19 protein-coding genes and 1 tRNA gene are annotated in these 19,015 nt (G+C 71.2%); 9 read left to right on the top strand and 11 right to left on the bottom strand.

Annotation, left to right across the window (positions count from 1 at the left end; all coding sequences use genetic code 11):
* Positions 1-26: 26 nt before the first annotated feature.
* Positions 27-797, bottom strand: a complete 771-nt coding sequence (locus G9272_RS19075; protein ID WP_171397701.1) for an ABC transporter ATP-binding protein — start codon at positions 795-797, stop codon at positions 27-29.
* A gap of 391 nt (positions 798-1,188) precedes the next feature.
* Between G9272_RS19075 and G9272_RS19070 the strand changes: the two genes are divergently transcribed.
* The 3 genes from G9272_RS19070 (at position 1,189) to G9272_RS19060 (ending at position 3,761) form a co-directional block, all read left to right on the top strand.
* A tRNA-Leu gene (locus G9272_RS19070) sits at positions 1,189-1,272 on the top strand.
* 167 nt (positions 1,273-1,439) lie between these two features.
* Positions 1,440-2,615 carry a 4-hydroxybenzoate 3-monooxygenase gene (locus G9272_RS19065; RefSeq protein WP_171397700.1) on the top strand — a complete coding sequence of 392 codons (1,176 nt, stop codon included), beginning with the start codon at positions 1,440-1,442 and terminating at the stop codon, positions 2,613-2,615.
* Between the two features lie 252 nt (positions 2,616-2,867).
* Positions 2,868-3,761: a Bax inhibitor-1/YccA family protein gene (locus G9272_RS19060; RefSeq protein ID WP_171397699.1), complete on the top strand. Its 894-nt coding sequence runs from the start codon at positions 2,868-2,870 to the stop codon at positions 3,759-3,761.
* Positions 3,762-3,872: 111 nt separating this feature from the next.
* On the opposite strand, the gene G9272_RS19055 is transcribed toward G9272_RS19060, so the two are convergent.
* Positions 3,873-4,100 (bottom strand): DUF4287 domain-containing protein, encoded by a 228-nt coding sequence (locus G9272_RS19055; RefSeq protein WP_171397698.1) that lies wholly within the window; start codon positions 4,098-4,100, stop codon positions 3,873-3,875.
* Between the two features lie 134 nt (positions 4,101-4,234).
* Here G9272_RS19055 and G9272_RS19050 point away from each other — a divergent pair, with 134 nt between their 5' ends.
* On the top strand, positions 4,235-4,516 hold the full coding sequence (locus G9272_RS19050) for a hypothetical protein (protein WP_171402063.1): 282 nt from the start codon (positions 4,235-4,237) through the stop codon (positions 4,514-4,516).
* 3 nt (positions 4,517-4,519) lie between these two features.
* Here the strand turns inward: G9272_RS19050 and G9272_RS19045 are convergent, their stop codons facing one another.
* The 3 genes from G9272_RS19045 to G9272_RS19035 form a co-directional block, all read right to left on the bottom strand.
* Positions 4,520-5,329 carry a hypothetical protein gene (locus tag G9272_RS19045; protein WP_171397697.1) on the bottom strand — a complete coding sequence of 270 codons (810 nt, stop codon included), beginning with the start codon at positions 5,327-5,329 and terminating at the stop codon, positions 4,520-4,522.
* Positions 5,330-5,626: 297 nt separating this feature from the next.
* Positions 5,627-6,847: an acetyl-CoA C-acetyltransferase gene (locus tag G9272_RS19040; protein WP_171397696.1), complete on the bottom strand. Its 1,221-nt coding sequence runs from the start codon at positions 6,845-6,847 to the stop codon at positions 5,627-5,629.
* Positions 6,848-7,069: 222 nt separating this feature from the next.
* Positions 7,070-8,107: an SGNH/GDSL hydrolase family protein gene (locus G9272_RS19035; RefSeq protein WP_171397695.1), complete on the bottom strand. Its 1,038-nt coding sequence runs from the start codon at positions 8,105-8,107 to the stop codon at positions 7,070-7,072.
* A gap of 161 nt (positions 8,108-8,268) precedes the next feature.
* Between G9272_RS19035 and G9272_RS19030 the strand changes: the two genes are divergently transcribed.
* Positions 8,269-9,657: a cystathionine beta-synthase gene (locus tag G9272_RS19030; protein ID WP_171397694.1), complete on the top strand. Its 1,389-nt coding sequence runs from the start codon at positions 8,269-8,271 to the stop codon at positions 9,655-9,657.
* Between the two features lie 418 nt (positions 9,658-10,075).
* Here G9272_RS19030 and G9272_RS19025 read toward each other — a convergent pair whose 3' ends face one another.
* Complete coding sequence (locus tag G9272_RS19025) at positions 10,076-10,906, bottom strand: helix-turn-helix transcriptional regulator (protein WP_171397693.1); 831 nt, start codon at positions 10,904-10,906, stop codon at positions 10,076-10,078.
* Between the two features lie 146 nt (positions 10,907-11,052).
* On the opposite strand from G9272_RS19025, the gene G9272_RS19020 reads away from it, so the two are divergent.
* Positions 11,053-11,856, top strand: a complete 804-nt coding sequence (locus tag G9272_RS19020) for an SDR family oxidoreductase (protein WP_171397692.1) — start codon at positions 11,053-11,055, stop codon at positions 11,854-11,856.
* Positions 11,857-11,889: 33 nt separating this feature from the next.
* Here G9272_RS19020 and G9272_RS19015 read toward each other — a convergent pair whose 3' ends face one another.
* From G9272_RS19015 to G9272_RS18995, 5 genes are all read right to left on the bottom strand, one after another.
* On the bottom strand, positions 11,890-12,315 hold the full coding sequence (locus G9272_RS19015) for a hypothetical protein (RefSeq protein WP_171402062.1): 426 nt from the start codon (positions 12,313-12,315) through the stop codon (positions 11,890-11,892).
* A 114-nt stretch (positions 12,316-12,429) separates the two neighbouring features.
* Entirely contained in the window at positions 12,430-13,365 is a 936-nt protein-coding gene (locus G9272_RS19010) for an ABC transporter substrate-binding protein (protein WP_171397691.1), read from the bottom strand.
* A gap of 13 nt (positions 13,366-13,378) precedes the next feature.
* Positions 13,379-14,050, bottom strand: a complete 672-nt coding sequence (locus G9272_RS19005) for an ABC transporter permease (protein ID WP_171397690.1) — start codon at positions 14,048-14,050, stop codon at positions 13,379-13,381.
* Positions 14,050-14,691: an ABC transporter permease gene (locus G9272_RS19000; RefSeq protein ID WP_171397689.1), complete on the bottom strand. Its 642-nt coding sequence runs from the start codon at positions 14,689-14,691 to the stop codon at positions 14,050-14,052. Before G9272_RS19000 ends, G9272_RS19005 begins: the two co-directional genes overlap by 1 nt.
* Complete coding sequence (locus G9272_RS18995; protein ID WP_171397688.1) at positions 14,688-15,740, bottom strand: ABC transporter ATP-binding protein; 1,053 nt, start codon at positions 15,738-15,740, stop codon at positions 14,688-14,690. The genes G9272_RS19000 and G9272_RS18995 overlap by 4 nt, the downstream gene beginning before the upstream one ends.
* Before the next feature lie 142 nt (positions 15,741-15,882).
* On the opposite strand from G9272_RS18995, the gene G9272_RS18990 reads away from it, so the two are divergent.
* From G9272_RS18990 to G9272_RS18980, 3 genes are all read left to right on the top strand, one after another.
* A complete protein-coding gene (locus G9272_RS18990; protein ID WP_171397687.1) occupies positions 15,883-17,391 on the top strand; it encodes an aromatic amino acid ammonia-lyase in 1,509 nt (502 codons plus the stop codon).
* 41 nt (positions 17,392-17,432) lie between these two features.
* Entirely contained in the window at positions 17,433-18,314 is an 882-nt protein-coding gene (locus G9272_RS18985) for a MurR/RpiR family transcriptional regulator (RefSeq protein WP_171402061.1), read from the top strand.
* Positions 18,315-18,425: 111 nt separating this feature from the next.
* Complete coding sequence (locus G9272_RS18980; protein WP_171397686.1) at positions 18,426-19,010, top strand: hypothetical protein; 585 nt, start codon at positions 18,426-18,428, stop codon at positions 19,008-19,010.
* Positions 19,011-19,015: the final 5 nt, after the last annotated feature.

The following is a 19,015-nucleotide window of genomic DNA, read 5'->3' as shown; positions in this document are numbered from 1 at the left end:
GGCGAGCGGTCGGTCCCGGTGGGGGATCAGCTGGTGCGGCCCTTGGCGTCGAACTGCTTCATCCGGTCGAGCACCGAGTCGGCCGTCGGGCCGTACACCTCGTCGACGATCCGCCCGTCCGCCAGGAAGATCACCCGGTCCGCGTAGGCCGCCGCCACCGGGTCGTGGGTCACCATCACCACCGTCTGCCCCAGCTCCCGCACCGAGTTGCGCAGGAAGCCCAGCACCTCGGCGCCCGAACGCGAGTCGAGGTTTCCGGTCGGCTCGTCACCGAAGATGATGTCGGGCCGGGAGGCGAGGGCGCGGGCGACGGCGACGCGCTGCTGCTGACCGCCGGAGAGCTGCGAGGGCCGGTGGCCCAGCCGGTCGGCGAGCCCCACCATCCGGATGACCTTTTCCAGCCACTCCTTGTCCGGCTTACGGCCCGCGATGTCCATCGGGAGCGTGATGTTCTCGATCGCCGTCAGCGTCGGCAGCAGGTTGAACGCCTGGAAGATGAACCCGATCTTGTCCCGGCGCAGCTTGGTGAGCTGCTTGTCCTTCAGCGCGCCGAGCTCGGTGTCGCCGATGCGCACGGAGCCGGAGGAGAAGCTGTCGAGGCCCGCCACGCAGTGCATCAGCGTGGACTTGCCGGAGCCGGACGGCCCCATGATCGCGGTGAACTCGGCCTGCCGGAAGTCGACCGAGACCCGGTCCAGAGCGACCACCTGGGTCTCGCCCTGTCCGTAGATCTTCGACAGGTCCGTGGCGCGTGCGGCCACGGCGGTGGTCCGGTCGGCGAGGGGGCTGGTGGTCACGGGCGTGGCTCCTGACGGGACGACGGCAAGTCTTGGGGACGTGAACCATCGTCCTGGCCGCCGACGGCCGTGTAGTCACCCGCTGTTCCGGTTCCGAAGGCAGCCTCGGGTCGGACGGTGGACCGCCGTGTCATACCTGGGGATGACCCACGTCCCTGAGAGCCGGGTCGTCAAGAACCGGTGGAGCAACCTCATTCGGACGGTGAAATTCCGTCATTCCGCATACGCAAGCGGTTGCCGCGCGCGAGGCTACTGGCAAGTGCAGATGGCCAGTTCCAGGTGCTGATGCACCCTCAGACGTCAATAAAATAAGACAACATCGGTCCGCTGTTCCGCTGTTCGAGGGACGGATCCCGATAGGGTCGGAAGCTCAAACGGAGCCCTCAGGCCTGCCCAGATGGTGGAATGCAGACACGGCGAGCTTAAACCTCGCTGCCCCTTCGCGGGCGTGCCGGTTCAAGTCCGGCTCTGGGCACTTCCGACGTCTCGGCGTTCGCTGCATCCTCCATCGAGGCATTGACCGCCGTGGCGGCCGGCTCCCTCTGCGTATCGACCGTTGACACCCGGTGGACAGGGGCGCAGACTCACGTCCCGAGACAGTGAAGAAAACTTCACTGTGCGAACAGTGAAGGGAAACGCCCGATGCGCACCACCGTCGGCATCGTCGGCGCCGGCCCCGCCGGCCTCCTCCTCGCCCGTCTGCTGCACAACGCCGGTATCGACTCCGTCGTGCTGGAGAGCCGCGACCGGGCCTATGTCGAGCAGCGCCAGCGCGCCGGGATCCTGGAGCAGGGCACGGTGGACGTGCTGCGCGCGGCCGGCGCGGGGGAGCGCATGGATCGCGCGGGGCTGCGCCACGACGGCATAGAGCTGCGGTTCGCCAGGCAGCGTCATCGCGTCGACTTCCCCGCCCTCACCGGCGGCCGGTCCGTGATGGTCTACGCGCAGACCGAGGTGTGCAAGGACCTCATCGCCCTCCAGCTCGAGGACGGCGGCCCGCTGCTGTTCGAGGCGGAGGCGCTGGCCGTCGAGGACGCCGACACCGAGCACCCGCGGGTCCGCTTCCGCCACCAGGGCGTCGAGGACGTCCTCGAGTGCGACTACGTCGTGGGCTGCGACGGCTTCTGGGGCGTCGCCCGGCAGGCGGTCCCGGCCGCACAGACCCGTGTCTTCGAGCGGACGTACCCCTTCGGCTGGCTCGGCATCCTCGCCGACGTGCCGCCCTCGCACGACGAGCTCGTGTACGCCCGCCACGACCGCGGCTTCGCGCTGCTGTCCATGCGCTCCCCGTCCGTCTCCCGGCTCTACCTCCAGGTGCCCGAGGGCACGGACGCGCAGGCCTGGGGGGACGAGGAGATCTGGGACGAGCTGGAGCGCCGCTTCGAGACCGACGACGACTGGAAACTGGAGCGCGGGGCGATCACCCAGAAGTCGGTCACCCCCATGCGCTCCTACGTGCACGAGCCCATGCGGCACGGCCGGCTCTTCCTCGCCGGGGACGCGGCCCACATCGTGCCGCCGACCGGGGCGAAGGGGCTGAACCTCGCCGTCGGGGACGTCGTGACCTTCGCGCGGGCGCTGACGCACCGCGGGGAGACGGGGTCCACCGCTCTCCTGGACGCCTACTCCGAGACCTGTCTGCGGCGAGTGTGGCAGGCCGAGCGGTTCTCGTACGACATGACCACCCTCCTGCACCGCGCCCCCGACGCCACCCCCTTCGAGGACCGTCTCCAGCTGGCCCGGCTGGAGCGGATCGCCTCCTCCCGCGCCGCCGAGACCGACCTGGCCGAGGCGTACACCGGGTTCCCGTTCGGGTGATCGGACAGCGGGCTCTCTCTGGGCCCGTCCGGGCCCGTCCGGGCCTGTCCTGGCCCGTCCGATCACCGCGCGGTACCGGCCATGTCGCGGCTTGGTCATGAATACGGCCCTCCTGTGCCGGGAATCACGACGCCACGTAGCGTGTTGGTCAGCAGCAAGCGGGAAAGATCCTCCCCAAGCACTAGGGTCAATCCTTTGCCTACCCATTACCCTTGAGCTCAAGGCCGCGCAGTGTGGCCACGGAGGAGTGCAATGAGGAGCAGAAACCCGGTCTTCTCGCGACGGGGGTTCAGCCGCGACAACGGCTACGCGGGCTTCAACGCCGCGCCGCAGGCCGGGGGACCCGCAGTCGGCACGCAGCAGGGCAACCCCTACGCCCAGCAGGCCGGCAACCCGTACGCGCAGAACCCTTACGCCCAGCAGGACCTTCAGCACGGCGCCCCGCCGCAGGCCCCGGCCGCCACCGGCCGGATGACCATGGACGACGTCGTCGCGCGCACCGCGACCACGCTCGGCATCGTGGTCGTCACCGCGGTGCTGTCCTGGGTGCTGCTGCCCGTCGACGAGGCCAACATCGGCAAGTCGTACGGCATCGCCATCGGCGCCGGTCTGGTCGCCATGGTGCTGGCCCTGATCCAGTCGTTCAAGCGCCGCGCGGCTCCCGCGCTGATCCTGTCGTACGCCGCCCTCGAGGGCGTCTTCCTCGGCGTGATCTCCAGCGCGGTCTCCACGTACATCGCGGACGGCGTCGTCGCCCAGGCGGTGATGGGCACCATGGCGGTCTTCGCCGGCGTGCTCGTGGCGTACAAGGCCGGCTGGATCCGCGTCAACCGCCGCTTCTACGGCTTCGTGATGGCCGCCGCGCTCGGCTTCGTCCTGCTGATGGCCGTGAACCTGCTGTTCACCGTCTTCGGCGGCGGCGACGGCCTCGGCTTCCGCAGCGGTCCGCTCGGCATCGTGTTCGGTGTCATCGGCATCCTGCTCGGCGCCTGCTTCCTCGCCCTCGACTTCAAGCAGGTCGAGGACGGCATCGCGTACGGCGCCCCGCGCGAGGAGGCCTGGCTCGCCGCCTTCGGCCTCACGCTGACGCTGGTCTGGATCTACATGGAGTTCCTGCGACTCCTCTCGATCCTCAACAGCGACTGAGCGACCGCGACCGGGCGACCGGGCGCGAGCCACCCAGACAGCGAGAAGGGCCCCGGGATTCCGATCCCGGGGCCCTTCTCCGTGTCCGTAGGGTGGTGTGTCGCGTGCGCGCTAGAGGAGTTTGCGCGCGGCCCTCCTCAGGTCGTACTCGTGGATGATCGCCTTGGCGTGGCCGTACGCGAGGTTGTGCTCGGCGCGCAGCCAGCTGACCTTCTCCTCGAAGCGGAGAGCGGGGCCTTCGTCGACGGTGCGCAGCCAGTCGGTGACTTCACGACCGGTGCAATGGGGGATGCGGGCCAGTATGTTGCGGTGGGTCTCCTCGGAGAGGACATGGGACATCGGCGCCTCCGGTAGCAAAGGGGATGTAAGCCGGTCCTTCAGGTCACGGTGCCTGAGTGTTCGCCCGTTGGCAACAGTCCCGGTGCGACGCGTAGTCTCGCGGCGTGGCTGATACGACGTCCCTGACCCGTGCGGTGGACCACTTCGCCGACCGTCTGCGCGCTGCTTCGCAGAGCCGGCTCCAGAGAGGCGCGGCCGCGGAGGCGCTGGCGCTCGCCAGGGAATTGGTCCGGCGCGCGCAGCTCATCGAGGAGCCCGGAGCGCTGCCGCGCGAGATGCCGGACGCCGGGATGTTCGCCGCCGCCGACCAAATCACCGTCGCGGCGCACGACTTGGCCCTCGTGCTCACGGACGAGGGCCAGGTCGAGGAAGCTCTGGAGTTGGTGGCGCAGGCGCAGAAGCGGGCGGGTGTGTGAGCCTCACAGGCTCGCTATGACCCGGTCGGCCAGGATGTAGACGTTCTCCGCGCCGCACTGGAACGTCAGGGTGTACGCGCCCGAGATGCCCGAGCCGCCCAGCAGGAACGGCGTCTCGCCCGCGGTGAGGGCCGCGGCGAGGCGTTCCGCCGTCTCGCGGTGGCCCGGGGTCATGCACAGGGTGGTGCCGTCGGCGAAGACATAGACGTCGAGGGTGCCGAGCGGACCCGGTCGGACGTCGGTCAGTTCGATCTGGGACGCGGCCAGTTCCTCGAGCGTCGCCACCGTGCGCTCATGGTCGTTCACGACCGGTGACTGGACCGGTACGAAGTCGGGGTGGGACGGGTGACGGCGGCGGGCCGCGGCCAGTTCGGCGGAGTCCCCGGCGAACTCGTCGGCGTCCGAGGCCGGCTCGCTCACCGACTCCAGGGGCTCCAGGCCCACGAAGTCGGCCTGACGGGGCAGGAACAGCTCGCTGTCCGGGAGTCCCAGCAGAGTGGGCGTGTCGGAGGCGTCACGGGCCTCCTGGGCGGCCCAGAAGGCGCGTGCCTCGGCCAGCTCCCGCTCCCGCTCCTCCGCGAGCGCCTCGGCGACGGCGGCGCGTATCTCGGCCGCGTCGGCCGTTCCGCGGGCGGCCGGGACGAAGCCGCGCAGTTCGGCGGCGGTCTCCTCGGCGTTCCTGGCGTCCTTGGCGAGCTGGGTGTGCAGGGCGGCCACCTGCCGGCGCAACTGCAAGAGGGTGCGCAGGACGGCGACGCCCACGGCGCCCGTGGCGGCCGTGGTGACCAGCAAGGCGATCGGCATGGCGCTCACTGACGTACTCCCGGTTCAAAGTCGACCCCCGACTTCCTACATCAGCTTGAAGGGCGGACTATCCAGCTGTCAGTGCGTAACGTCACGAAACGGGCAGGAGTTTGGGCCTGGAGTTTGGTGCTGAAAGGCGCTGAGCTGCGTAAATCCCTCCGGGGAGGGAGATAGGTCACATCCTGGGGGAGATTGGATCACAAAACGGCCCGGAATCCAGGGGCTTTCCGGACTCCGGGCCGATCCGTCACGGCAGGTGCTGAAACGGTTACGCAGGGGCCCCGTCGAGGACCCCGGTTCGGGTGCTCAGCTCAGGCGCTCGATGACCATCGCCATGCCCTGGCCGCCGCCGACGCACATCGTCTCCAGACCGAACTGCTTGTCGTGGAACTGGAGGGAGTTGATGAGCGTGCCGGTGATGCGGGCGCCCGTCATGCCGAAGGGGTGGCCGACGGCGATGGCGCCGCCGTTGACGTTCAGCTTGTCCAGGTCGATGCCGAGCTCGCGGTAGGAGGGGATCACCTGGGCGGCGAACGCCTCGTTGATCTCGACCAGGTCGATGTCGTCGATGGTGAGACCGGCCCGGCGCAGGGCCTGGTTGCTCGCCTCGACCGGGCCCAGGCCCATGATCTCGGGGGACAGGCCGGAGACGCCGGTCGACACGATGCGGGCGAGCGGGGTGAGGCCGAGCTCGCGGGCCTTGGTGTCGCTCATGACGACGACCGCGGCGGCACCGTCGTTCAGCGGGCAGCAGTTGGCGGCGGTGACCATGCCGTCGGGGCGGAAGACCGGCTTCAGGCCCTGGACGCCCTCCAGTGTGACGCCGGCCCGCGGGCCGTCGTCCTTGCTGACGACCGTGCCGTCGGGGAGCGTCACCGGGGTGATCTCCCGCTCCCAGAAGCCGTTCTTGATGGCTTCCTCGGCGAGGTTCTGCGAGCGGACGCCGAACTCGTCCATGTCCTGACGGGTGACGCCCTTGAGGCGGGCGAGGTTCTCGGCGGTCTGGCCCATCGCGATGTACGCGTCCGGGACGAGGCCGTCCTCGCGCGGGTCGTGCCAGGTGGTGCCCTCCTGCGCGGCGACGGCCGCGGTGCGGGCCTCGGCCTCGGCGAAGAACGGGTTGCGCGTGTCGGGCAGGCTGTCGGAGTTGCCCTTGGCGAACCGGGAGACCAGCTCGACGCCGGCCGAGATGAAGACGTCGCCCTCGCCGGCCTTGATGGCGTGCAGGGCCATCCGGCTGGTCTGGAGGGACGAGGAACAGTAGCGGGTGATCGTGCAGCCGGGGAGGTGGTCCATCCCCATCTGCACCGCCACGATGCGGCCGAGGTTGTTGCCCTGCTCGCCGCCGGGCAGGCCGCAGCCGAGCATCAGGTCGTCGATGTCCCTCGGGTCCAGCTCGGGGACCTTGGCGAGGGCCGCCTGGATGATCGTGGCGGTGAGGTCGTCCGGGCGCAGGTCCTTCAGGGAGCCCTTGAAAGCGCGGCCGATGGGGGAGCGGGCGGTCGAGACGATGACGGCTTCGGGCATCACGGCTCCATTGGCGAGGGGGTTCGTACGGGCACGGCTGTCTGGGAAGTTACCCGTACGTATGGGCTGGGTCACGGGGGTGACGGTGTGACCCTGACCGCAATTTACTAAGCGCTTGCTTGGGCCTCCGGCGGTTGGACGCGGATTCGTGCGGGTGGGGTGGCGTGCCGAACCCGGGGGCCGTGCCCCCAGACCCCCGACTGCCCTGGAGGGGCCTCGTCCTCAAACGCCGGACGGGCTGGCAGGGGACGCGGGTTCTGTTTCCGAGACCCGCCGCCGCCTGCGGCGCTTCAGCAGGGCCCAGGGACCCCGTGGGCCGGTCGGCATCGCCGCGGCGACTTCCGTGCCGGCCTCCGAGGCCGCTTCCGCCGCTGCCCGGGCCACCGGCAGGAAACCCTCGCGGCGGGAGACGTCCGGGCGCTCCTCCTCCGCCGGCCAGAGGCCGAGGGCCGCGCAGACCGTGGGGAGTATCGCCATCGCCGCCGTCGCGTACCCCTCCGCCGAGGGGTGGTAGTGGTCGGGGCCGAACAACTCGCGCGGGTTGGCCTCGAACTCGGGGCCCAGCAGGTCGCCCAGGGAGACCGTGCGGCCGCCCTGCTCGACGGTGCCGATCGTCTGGGCGGCCGCCAGCTGACGTGAGGCCCGGCGGGCCAGCCAGCGCAGCGGCTGCTGGACCGGCTCGATCGTGCCCAGGTCGGGGCAGGTGCCGACGACGACCTCGGCGCCGGCCGTGCGCAGCCGTCGTACCGCCGAGGACAGGTGGCGGACCGAGCGGGTGGCCGGCATCCGATGGGTCACGTCGTTCGCGCCGATCATGATCACGCAGACGTCGGGCACCCGGTCGGAGTCCGCGAGGACCAGCATGACCTGCCGGTCGAGATCGTCGGACTGCGCGCCCGGGAGCGCCACGTTGCGAAGCTCCACGGGGCGCTCGGCGACCGCCGCCAGGCCCGAGGCCAGCAGTGCGCCCGGGGTCTGCCCGGAGCGGTGGACGCCCTGGCCGGCCGCCGTGGAGTCGCCCAGCATCGTCAGACGCAGGGGTTCCTTGCCGGGCCCGGGTGCGTCGTAGGCGAGGCCGTAGCGGCCGTCCGCCTGGGGGACGTGGGGATGCGCCCCGTTGTTCACCTGGCGCCGCGCCAGATGCACCTCCGCCAGCACCAGCCCTACCGCCGCCGCCCCGGCCAGTCCGATGCCGCCGCCGCCGTAGGCCGCGCCGGCCGCGATGCGCCGGGCCACTCTCGCCCTCGACATGCTCGTCATGCCTCGACGCCACCTCCTCGTGTCCGTACACCCACTCCTTGCCCCGTACGGACCGTCGCCCAATCTCAACCAGGAGTGAACATGCCGACCCGGCCGCCGCCCGGGCCGTACCCTGGCGTAACCACTACGACCACTGTTTTTGCAAGCAACCGGAGACAACGGTGCAATTCCACGACTCGATGATCAGCCTCGTCGGCAACACCCCGCTGGTGAAGCTCAACAGCGTGACCAAGGGCATCCAGGCGACCGTCCTGGCCAAGGTGGAGTACTTCAACCCGGGCGGTTCCGTGAAGGACCGCATCGCCCTGCGCATGATCGAGGCGGCGGAGAAGAGCGGGGAGCTCCTGCCCGGCGGCACGATCGTCGAGCCGACCAGCGGAAACACCGGGGTCGGGCTGGCCATCGTGGCGCAGCAGAAGGGGTACAAGTGCATCTTCGTGTGCCCCGACAAGGTGAGCACCGACAAGATCAACGTGCTGCGGGCGTACGGTGCCGAGGTCGTCGTGTGCCCCACCGCCGTGGACCCCGAGCACCCGGACTCCTACTACAACGTCTCCGACCGGCTGGTGCGGGAGACGCCGGGCGCGTGGAAGCCGGACCAGTACTCCAACCCGAACAACCCGCTCTCCCACTACCACTCCACCGGCCCTGAGCTGTGGGAGCAGACGGAGGGGCGGATCACCCACTTCGTCGCCGGCGTCGGCACCGGTGGCACCATCTCCGGGACCGGGCGCTATCTGAAGGACGCCAGCGAGGGCCGGGTCCAGGTCGTCGGCGCCGACCCCGAGGGCTCCGTGTACTCCGGTGGGTCCGGGCGGCCCTACCTCGTCGAGGGCGTCGGTGAGGACTTCTGGCCGACCGCCTACGACCGGACCGTCGCCGACGAGATCGTCCCGGTGTCCGACAAGGACTCCTTCCAGATGACCCGGCGGCTCGCGAAGGAAGAAGGGCTGCTGGTCGGCGGCTCCTGCGGGATGGCCGTCGTGGCCGCCCTGCGCGTCGCCGAGCGGCTCGGCCCGGACGACGTCGTGGTCGTCCTGCTGCCCGACAGCGGCCGCGGATACCTCTCGAAGATCTTCAACGACGAGTGGATGGCGGACTACGGCTTCCTCGAGGACGAGGGCCCCAGCGCCCGCGTCGCCGACGTCCTCAACGACAAGGTGCACGGCGCCATCCCGTCCCTCGTCCACATGCACCCGGACGAGACCGTCGGTGAGGCCATCGAGGTGCTGCGCGAGTACGGCGTCTCGCAGATGCCGATCGTGAAGCCGGGCGCCGGTCACCCGGACGTCATGGCCGCCGAGGTCGTCGGGTCGGTCGTGGAGCGGGAGCTGCTGGACGCCCTGTTCACCCAGCGGGCCTCCCTCGACGACCCGCTGGAGAAGCACATGTCCGCCCCGCTGCCGCAGGTCGGTTCCGGTGAGCCGGTCGGCGACCTGATGTCCGTGCTCGGCACCGCGGACGCGGCGATCGTCCTCGTCGAGGGCAAGCCCACCGGGGTCGTCAGCCGTCAGGACCTGCTGGCTTTCCTGGCCAAGGGCGGGAAGTAACTTCCGGGGGGCAGGGGCCGAAACCTCCGGGAAACCTCCGGTGAACGGCCCCTGTGGGCGCTGAACTTCCGTTTGCCTACCGAACTGGTGGACTTCGCGGAAGTGGTACGAGGGTGTCACGTCCGCGCAGCACTCGGTTAACACGCGTCCGGCATATTTATGGGTGTCGGCAGGGCGGGAGCGGCTCCCCGCCCCACCGACACCAAAACGGCGTCACGGACCTCCGGAGCGGCTCCCGGACCTCCACCGACGCCACGGACGCGCAAGCCCGGCCTGACCCGGCCCGCGTCCCTCGCGGGGACCGCCGTCGTCCCGCCCCCCGGTAACGGGGGTGCGGCGGTCCCCGCGCAAGCTTCTGTCACTCAGGGCCTGTCCACCGGACAGGCCCTGAGTCGTGTCCGCCGGACCCGGGCCAGGACTACGTCTGGACCGGCGTCGCCCGCCAGCTGCCCAGCAACCGCAGCCGCTCCTCCGTCTCGGAGCCCGCTTCCGGGGTGTAGACCAGCAGGGACTGGTCCGGGTCCGCCGAGACCGCCAGCGTCTCGTACGGGAAGGTCAGCAGGCCCGCGACCGGGTGCTGGATCCGCTTCACCCCGTACGCGCACTCCCGGACCGGATGATCGGCCCACAGCCGGCGGAAGTCGTCGCTCTTCAGGGAGAGTTCCCCGACCAGCGCGGTCAGCCGGCGGTCGTCCTGGTGATGGCCCGCCAGCACCCGCAGATGTGCGACGCACTGGACGGCCACCGCGGACCACTCCGGGTAGAAGTCTTGGGAGCCCGGGTCGAGGAAGACGTGCCGCGGGATGTTGCGGCCCTCGGGCCCGGTGCGGCCGTAGCCGAAGACCGCGTCGGCGAGCGTGTTCCACGCCAGCACGTCCATCCGCTGGTCCAGCACGAAGGCCGGGGTGCGCTCCATGCTGTCGAGCAGCGACTGGACGCCCGCGCGGACGCGGGGCGCGGCCGGTCGCCCGGCCGGCTTGCGGGGGCGGGCGACGGCGTGCAGATAGGCGTGCTCCGTGTCGTCCAGGCGCAGCACGCGCCCCACGGCGTCCAGGACCGCGTCGCTGACGCTCGGGCCCCTGCCCTGCTCCAGGCGGATGTAGTAGTCGACGCTCACTCCGGCCAGCTGCGCCACTTCCTCACGACGCAGACCGGGTACCCGCCGGCGCCCGTGCGAGGGCAGTCCGACCTCCTCCGGCTGGATGCGAGCGCGGCGTGAGCGCAGAAAGTCTCCAAGATCCCCGTCCATGCGTTCGATGGTAGGGGAGCGGCGGGCCGCGAACCTGGTACTGGCAGACCCAGGAAAAGCGCATCCCTGGGTAGCGCGGACGCGGACGGCGAGGGTGGTGCGTGCCGCCGGGGAACCGCCCCGGCCCGCCCTTCCGGGAGCAACGGATGTCGCACGAGAACCAGAACGAGTACGGGAACCAGTACGGGAACGGGTACGCGAGCCTCGCCGGTCGCACCGCCGTCGTCACCGGCGCCGCCAGCGGAATCGGTGAGGCGACCGCCGCGCTGCTCGCCGCCTCGGGTGCCCGGGTCGCGCTGCTGGCCCGGCGCGGGGACCGGCTGGAGTCGGTCGTCGAGAAGATCCGCGCCGACGGGGGCGAGGCCCTGGCCGTCGTCGCCGACGTCACCGACGACGCGTCGGTGGACGCGGCGGCCGCCAGGATCCGCGAGGCCTACGGAAACGTCGACCTGGTCGTCAACAACGCCGGCGTCATGCTGCCGAACCCCGTCGACGACGGCCGGATCGACGAGTGGCGGCGGATGCTCGACACCAACGTCACCGGGGTGCTGCGGGTGATCCGCGCCTTCACCGGGGACCTGGTGGGCGCCGCCGCCCAGGGACGGCCCGCGGACCTGGTGAACATCTCGTCCATCGCCGCGCACATCGCGTTCCCGAACTACGGGGTGTACGGCGCCACCAAGGCGGCCGTCACCTATCTCTCCCAGGCCCTGCGCATCGAGTTCGGGCCGCGTGACGTGCGGGTCACCAACGTGGAGCCGGGGCTGACGGAGACCGAGCTGGCGACGCACCTCGACAACGACGAACTGGCCGGGCAGCTGGACGGCATGTTCGACGCCATCGGCGGACTGTCCGCGGCCGAGATCGCCGACGTCGTCGCCTACGCGACCAGCCGTCCCCGGCACGTCAACCTGCGGCAGATCATGGTGCTGCCGACCCGGCAGGCGTGAACCCCGGCCCCCGGTCCCCGTCCCCGGCCCGGGTCACTCCTCCCAGTCGCCGTCCTTCGAGGAGCGGCGACGGGTGCCGAAGAGGCCGGGGTGGGCGCGGGCGGCCTGGACCACGTTGACGCCGACGATGCCGACCCAGGAGACGATCAGGCCCGGCAGGTGCGCGGTGCCCGCGCCGATCGCGGACAGCGGGACCGCCAGCACCAGCGAGACGATGCCGAAGCCGAAGCGCTCGCCCCACGAGTCCGTCGCCCTGGGCGAGCGGGCGTCCCGGGCCGCCACCATCTGCTGCTCCGCGAACTGCCGCCGCACCCGGCGCTCCACCGCGCCGTCGATGCGCTGGTCGACCTTCTCCAGGAACGAGTCCACCAGCGCGGACTCGTATTCCTCGCCCAGTTCCCTGCGGGTCGCCAGGGTGGCGTCGAGTTCCTTTTTCAGGTCCGTGTCGCGCGCTTCCATGGTGGTCTCCCATCCCGTCATGGTGACCAGGCTAGGCAGCGGGAACGCCCGCCGCACTGGGGATAGCCCCCCTGTCCGGAGTCGGGTTCGCGGGAGGGCGGCGGAGAGCGGGGCCTACTTCTTCGTGAGCCCGTGCTGCTTCGCGTACGCGTTCGCCACGTCCTCCGGGTCCTTCTTGTCCTTGTCCACCTGGCGGTTGAGCTCGGTGAGCTGGGCGGTGGTGAGGACGTTGCCGAGCTTCGCGAGGGCCTTGCGGACGGTGGAGTCGGCCTTGCGGTCGGCGATGAGCGGGACGATGTGCTGGCCCGGGATCAGGTTCTCGGGGTCGGTCAGTACCACCCAGTCGTTGGCCTGGATGTCGGTGTCGGTGGTGAACAGGTTCGCCACGTCGACGTCGCCCTTCTTCAGGGCGCCCTTGACCAGCGGACCGGAGGAGTCCAGGGACTTGAACTCCTTGAACTCCACCCCGTAGACGTCCTTGAGGCCCACCGCGCCCACCTGGCGGGTCTTCACCTCGGGCGCCGCGCCCAGCACCAGCTTGCCGTTCTGCTTCTTCAGGTCGGCGAGGGAGACCAGCCCGTACTTCTTCGCCGTCTCCTTGGTGACGACGAAGGCGTCCGAGTCCTCGGCCATGCCGTACGGCAGCACCTGGAGGCCGACCGGGAGGGCGACGGCGAGGGCGTTCTGCATCTCGCCCTCCTCCGTGGCCGTCGCCTTCGGGTCGAGGTAGTGCAGCAGGGCGCCCTGGTACTCGGGGAGCAGGTCGATGTCGCCGCCCCTGAGCGCGGGGATGAGGATCTCGCGGGTGCCGAGGTTGGGGCGGACCTTCACCTTCACGCCGGCCGCCTCCAGGACGGCCGCGTAGAGGTAGCCCAGCACCTGGTTCTCGGTGAAGTTGGCGGTGCCGATGGTGACCCCGTCCTTGCTGGAGCCGCCGCCGGCGGAGGTGGTGCCCTCGTTGTCGAGGGAGGTGATGCCGCTCGCGCAGGCGGTCAGGGCGGGGACGGTCGCGGCCGCGAACAGGCCGCCGAGGATCGTGCGTCGGTTCATTTCGCTGACTTCCCTAGGCGGTCTGTGCGGGGCGGTGTCGGAAGAGGAGGCGCTGGAGGCCGGAGAGCGCCAGGTCCAGGACGATGGCGACGGCGGCGACCAGGACCGCGCCGCCGAGCACCTGGACGAGGTCGCGCTGGGCGAGGCCGTCGAAGACGTAGCGGCCGAGGCCGCCGAAGGAGACGTACGCGGCGATCGTGGCCGTGGCGACGACCTGGATGAGCGCGAGGCGCAGGCCGGTCATGATCAGCGGGAGGGCCAGCGGCAGCTCCACCTGGAGCATGACCTGGTGGCCGCGCATGCCCTGGCCACGGGCCGCGTCCTTCACGTCCGGGTCGACGGCCGTCATCCCGGCGTAGGTGTTGGTGACGATCGACGGGACCGCGAGGGCGACCAGCGCGACGTAGACCGGCAGCATCGACAGTCCGCCGGCCAGGAAGACGAGGACGACCAGGCCGACGGTCGGCAGCGCCCGGCCGAAGGAGGCCAGGTTGATCGCGATGAACGCGCCCCGGCCGGTGTGGCCGATCAGCAGGCCGACCGGGAGGCCGATCGCGGCCGCGATGAGGGTGGCCAGCAGCGAGTACTGGAGGTGTTCGGCGAGGCGGTGCGTGATGCCGTCCGAGCCGGCCCACTGGGCGCCGCTGGTCAGCCAGCTGCCGAGGTTCTTGAACAGTTCGTACATCAGGCTCGCCGCCTCTTCCACGGGGTGAGGAGGTACTGGACGCCCACCAGAGCCGCGTCGGCGACGACCGCGAGCAGGATGGTGAGGACCACTCCCGCGATCACCGGCGTCGGGAAGTTGCGCTGGAAGCCGTCGGTGAAGAGCTGGCCGAGACCGCCGTCACCGATGTAGGTGGCGACGGAGACCAGGGAGATCGACATGACCGTGGCGATGCGGACACCCGCCATGATCACGGGGAGCGCGAGCGGGAACTCGACGGTGAGGAGCGTGCGCAGGGGGCGCGTGCCCATCGCCTTGGCCGCCTCCTTGGTCTTCGCGGGCACCGAGTCGAGGCCCTCGACCGTGTTCCGCAGCAGCACGACCAGGGTGTAGACGGTCAGGCCGATGACGGTGGTGGTGCGGGTCAGGCCGCTGACCGGCAGCAGCAGAACGAAGATCGCGATCGACGGGATCGTGAACAGCACGTTGGAGAGGCCGAGCAGGAAGCCGCGCAGGGGGCGGATCCGGTGGGCGATCACCGAGAGGGGGAGGCTGATCAGCAGTCCGAGGAGGACGGCGGTCAGGGCGGCCTGGAGGTGGGAGATCGTGAGGGTGGTCAGGTCGTCGGTGTGCCCGGATATCCAGGACCAGTCGATGGTCATGCGGCCACCCGTGCCTCGGTGTGGGCCCGGCCGGCGTGGGTGTGGATGTCGTCGCGGGACGTCACGCCGGTCAGGACGCCGTCGGCGTCCACCCGTGCGACCAGTCCGGTGGGGGCGGCGACCGACTCGTTGAGCGCCGACAGCAGCGAGTCGGAGTCCTTGAGCGGCCGGACGGGTACGTCGGTTCCGGCAGCTCCGTCGGCGGTCTTCGACGTCCAGCACAGCGGCTTGCGGGCCTCGTCGAGCACGAGGCTCCATTCGCCGCCCTCGGGGGCCGGGCCCTGCGGGACGTCCGCGAGGGTCTTCAGCGAGAGCAGCTTCAGCCCGCGCTCGGCGCCGAGGAAGTCGGCCACGAAGTCGTCGGCCGGGCGGGCGAGCAGCTCGGCGGGCGAGGCGCACTGGACCAGGTGGCCGCCGGTGCGGAACACGGCGATCTGGTCGCCCAGCCGGACTGCCTCGTCGATGTCGTGCGTGACGAAGACGATGGTCTTGCTCAACTCCTTCTGGAGCCTGAGCAGTTCGTCCTGGAGCTGGGTGCGGACCACCGGGTCGACCGCGCCGAAGGGCTCGTCCATGAGGAGCACCGGCGGGTCGGCGGCGAGCGCGCGGGCGACCCCGACGCGCTGCTGCTGGCCGCCGGACAGCTGGTGCGGGTAGCGCTTCCCGGCGTCGGCGGACAGGCCGACGGTCTCCAGCAGTTCGGCCGCGCGGGCGCGGGCCCTGCGGCGGCCGTGGCCCAGCAGCAGCGGCACGGTGGCGATGTTGTCGAGCACCGTGCGGTGCGGGAAGAGCCCCGACTGCTGGATGACGTATCCGATGGAGCGGCGCAGCTCGGCCGCGTCCTGGCGGGTGACGTCCTTGCCGCCCACCTCGATGGTTCCGGAGGTCGGGTCGACCATGCGGTTGATCATCCGCAGGGTGGTCGTCTTGCCGCAACCGGAGGAACCGACCAGCACGGTCACGCCGCCCTCCGGCATGTGGAGGGAGAGATCGTGGACTGCCGTCGTGCCGTTGGGGAAGCGCTTGTGGACCGCGTCGAACTGGATCATGAGTTGTCCCTTGCCCGGCTGTATAACGTCATGCAGAGTTCTCGGTAGATGAATAGCTTGTCAACGGTTCGGTGTTAATCCGAGGTAACGGATGACCGGCAGGCAAGATCGAGTGTCCGGATTGATGGGAGTTCGTAGCCTTATGTCGTCTCGGATGATGGACGCCCCTTCCGGGGCGGGCTCCGCTCTCGTCGTCCTCGACGGGATCGCCCTCGGCGTCGCGGACGTCGCCCGCCTCGCCGACCGGGCCGCCCGCCCGGTCCCCGGCACCGACGCGACGAAGCGGATGACCGAGTCCTGGGACGCCGCCCGCCGGATCGCCGCCACCGGTCGCGTCTACGGCCGCTCCACCGGAGTCGGCGCCAACCGGAACGAGGACGTGCCCACCGAAGCGGCCGCCGAGCACGGCCTGCGCCTGCTGCGCAGCCACGCCGGCGCCATCGGCGAGGAACTGCCCGCCCGGCAGGTCCGGGCCATGCTCGCCGTCCGCGCCAACCAACTGCTCGCCGGCGGCGCCGGCCTCAGGCCCGGCGTCGTCACGGCCCTGTGCGAGGCGCTGGAGAGCGGGGCGTATCCGGTCGTCAACGAGTTCGGCTCGGTGGGGACCGGCGACCTGGCGGCGCTGGCACAGGTCGGGCTCGCGCTGGTGGGGGAGCATCCGTGGCGCGGCACCGGGATCCCCGAACCGCAGCAGCTCGACAACAACGACGCGCTCGCGCTCATCAGCAGCAACGCCCTCACCCTCGGCCAGTCCGCCCTCGCCCTGCACGAACTGCGCGGACTCCTGGAGGCCACCCAGGTCGTCGCCGCGCTCTCGCTGCTCGCCGTGGACGGCTCGCACGAGGCGTACGCCGCCCCCGTGCACGCCGCCCGCCCGCACCGCGGGTCCACCGAGGTCGCCCGCCGGATGCGGGAGCTGATCGGCGCGCAGGACCGGCCCACGCCACCCCTCGGCAGGATCCAGGACCCCTACGGCTTCCGCTGCCTGCCCCAGATCCACGGCCCCGCGCACGACGCCGCCGACGCCCTGGAGGACGTGGTCGGCATCGAGATCAACGCGGCCGCCGAGAACCCGCTCATCTCCCCCGAGGACATGACCGCCTACCACCACGGCGGCTTCTACCAGGCCCAGCTCGCCCTCGCCCTGGACCACTTCAGGCTGGCGCTGACCCAGGTGGCCCGGCTGTCCACCTCCCGCCTGTCGACCCTGAACGAACCGGCCTACACCCGGCTGCGCCCCTTCCTCGCCGACCCCGAGCCCGCCTCCTCCGGCGTGATGATCCTCGAGTACGCCGCCGCGGCCGCCCTGGGTGACCTGCGGGCCTTCTCGGCGCCCGCCTCGCTCGGCCACGCTGTACTCTCCCGGGGCGTCGAGGAACAGGCCAGCTTCGCCTCGCTCGCCGCCCGGCAGACACTGCGCGCCTGTGCCGCGTACCGTCTCGTCGTCGGCTGCGAACTCGTCGCCGCCGTACGGGCGCTGCGCCAGCGCGAGCTGCGGCCCGAACCGGGACTTCCGGCGGGCCGGGCGCTGGAGCTGGCCGAGGCGGTGCTCGACGCGGAACAGGCCGACCGGCCGCTCACGGACGACGTGCGGGCGGCGGCCGGACTGCTGGACCGGTTCACGGACATCTGGAGGGGGAGCGGGGCATGAGCGCGGAGACGGAGATCGGTGAGGGACTGCCGGGTCCAGGGATGCCGGGTGCGGGGGGATCGGCGCCGGGGGTACCGGGTGCCGGTGTGCCGGACAGTCCCGCCGCTCGGCTACAGGCGCTCTTCGAGGGGCACCGGCTGACACCGACCCAGCGGCGCATCGCGCACAGCATGGTGCGGCGCGCCGCCGACGTGCCGTTCCTGTCCAGCGTGGAGCTGGCCGAACTCGCGGGCGTCAGCCAGCCGTCGGTGACCCGCTTCGCGGTCGCGCTCGGCTTCGACGGCTACCCCGCCCTGCGCAAGCACCTGCGCGAGGTCGCCCCCGCCGAACAGACGGCAGGACCGGCCTCGTACAACGAGTACCAGCAGGCCGTCGAGGCCGAGATCGAGAACCTGAAGCACCTCGCCGAACTGCTCGCCGATCCCCGGCCGGTGCAGCGGGCGGGCCGGCTGCTGGCCGCCTCACGCCCGCTTCCCGTGCTCGGACTGCGGGCCGCCGCCTCCCAGGCGTACGGGTTCGCCTACTTCGCCGCCAAGGTCCATCCGGACGTACGGCTGCTGAACGAGGGCGGCACGATGATCCACGACCGGATCGACGCCGCCGTCCGGGCAGGCGCCTCGGCCCTGCTCTGCTTCGCGCTGCCCCGGCATCCGCGCGAGGTCGTCGACACCCTCGCCTACGCCCGGGAGGCGGGGCTGAGCGTGGTGACCGTCGCCGACTCCGCGTTCGCGCCGGTCGCCAAGGTCTCCGACCTGCTGCTGCCGGCCGCCGTCGGCACCGGCCTCGCCTTCGACACGGCGTGCGCGCCGATGCTGCTCGGGCGGGTGCTGCTGGAGGCGATGTGCGACGACCTGCCCGACGCGCAGGCCCGGCTGGAGGAGTTCGACGCGCGGGCGGCGGCCCGGGGGCTCTTCGTGGAGTAGACCGCCGCTTCCGGAGGGCACGATTTTCGGGGCGTTCTCTCAGACTCGTCTCACGTTCGCTCACTAGTCTGAACGGTCACGAGACTGTGCCGGAGAGACCAGGAGGCGGACGTGGCGCGCGGAGGGCAGGGGCTGGCTCGGGTGGCCGTCGTCGTACGGGCCGGAGCCGCGCCGTTGTGGTGGTGCGGGGTGTTCGCGGCGGGGGTCGGGGTGCTGGTGCCCGGCCTCACCGGACGGCGGATCGGGGTGCTGGCAGGGGCCGCGTTGTTCATCGTCGCCGTCGCCGTGGTGGCGTGGCGCGGCCGCAGGCGGATCACCGGACTCGGCCACGGCGCCGCCCGGGCCGGCAAGCACGACGTGCTCCAGGACCGGGCGGTGACCGTGCGCACCTGGCGGCGCGGGCACCGCTGGTGGCTGCTGCTCGCCTTCGTGGCCGCGCTCGGCAGCTCCTTCGTGGTGCCCGCGGCCGCCGGCCTGCTGCTCGCCGGCTGGGGGACGGGACTGCGGCTCAAGGCCGCCTGGCTCGGACGGCGCGAGCGGGCCGACGAGGCACTGCTGTGGGTGCGCGTCGACTGGCTGGACCGGCGCGGCGGACGCCCGGCGGGCAAGGCCGTCAAGGCGTACCGCAGCACCGGCATCGCGGCCGGCGACGCGGCCCCGGGCGGGTCCCGCCGCCGCACCGCGGCGCTGGTCTAGCCACG

The sequence above is a fragment of the Streptomyces asoensis genome (assembly GCF_013085465.1).
GTDB classification, from domain to species: domain Bacteria; phylum Actinomycetota; class Actinomycetes; order Streptomycetales; family Streptomycetaceae; genus Streptomyces; species Streptomyces cacaoi_A.
The sequence above is the reverse complement of the archived record's forward strand: the minus strand, read 5'-3'. Positions and strand labels throughout refer to the sequence as shown.

What these genes read in the sequence shown, in the direction of transcription:
- G9272_RS19065 (WP_171397700.1), top strand. Translation starts at nt 1,440, where the DNA reads ATGCGCACCACCGTCGGCATCGTCGGCGCCGGCCCCGCCGGCCTCCTC.
- G9272_RS19060 (WP_171397699.1), top strand. Translation starts at nt 2,868, where the DNA reads ATGAGGAGCAGAAACCCGGTCTTCTCGCGACGGGGGTTCAGCCGCGAC.
- G9272_RS19055 (WP_171397698.1), bottom strand. Translation starts at nt 4,100, where the DNA reads ATGTCCCATGTCCTCTCCGAGGAGACCCACCGCAACATACTGGCCCGC.
- G9272_RS19040 (WP_171397696.1), bottom strand. Translation starts at nt 6,847, where the DNA reads ATGCCCGAAGCCGTCATCGTCTCGACCGCCCGCTCCCCCATCGGCCGC.
- G9272_RS19035 (WP_171397695.1), bottom strand. Translation starts at nt 8,107, where the DNA reads ATGACGAGCATGTCGAGGGCGAGAGTGGCCCGGCGCATCGCGGCCGGC.
- G9272_RS19025 (WP_171397693.1), bottom strand. Translation starts at nt 10,906, where the DNA reads ATGGACGGGGATCTTGGAGACTTTCTGCGCTCACGCCGCGCTCGCATC.
- G9272_RS19020 (WP_171397692.1), top strand. Translation starts at nt 11,053, where the DNA reads ATGTCGCACGAGAACCAGAACGAGTACGGGAACCAGTACGGGAACGGG.
- G9272_RS19015 (WP_171402062.1), bottom strand. Translation starts at nt 12,315, where the DNA reads ATGGAAGCGCGCGACACGGACCTGAAAAAGGAACTCGACGCCACCCTG.
- G9272_RS19010 (WP_171397691.1), bottom strand. Translation starts at nt 13,365, where the DNA reads ATGAACCGACGCACGATCCTCGGCGGCCTGTTCGCGGCCGCGACCGTC.
- G9272_RS19005 (WP_171397690.1), bottom strand. Translation starts at nt 14,050, where the DNA reads ATGTACGAACTGTTCAAGAACCTCGGCAGCTGGCTGACCAGCGGCGCC.
- G9272_RS19000 (WP_171397689.1), bottom strand. Translation starts at nt 14,691, where the DNA reads ATGACCATCGACTGGTCCTGGATATCCGGGCACACCGACGACCTGACC.
- G9272_RS18995 (WP_171397688.1), bottom strand. Translation starts at nt 15,740, where the DNA reads ATGATCCAGTTCGACGCGGTCCACAAGCGCTTCCCCAACGGCACGACG.
- G9272_RS18990 (WP_171397687.1), top strand. Translation starts at nt 15,883, where the DNA reads ATGTCGTCTCGGATGATGGACGCCCCTTCCGGGGCGGGCTCCGCTCTC.
- G9272_RS18985 (WP_171402061.1), top strand. Translation starts at nt 17,433, where the DNA reads ATGCCGGGTGCGGGGGGATCGGCGCCGGGGGTACCGGGTGCCGGTGTG.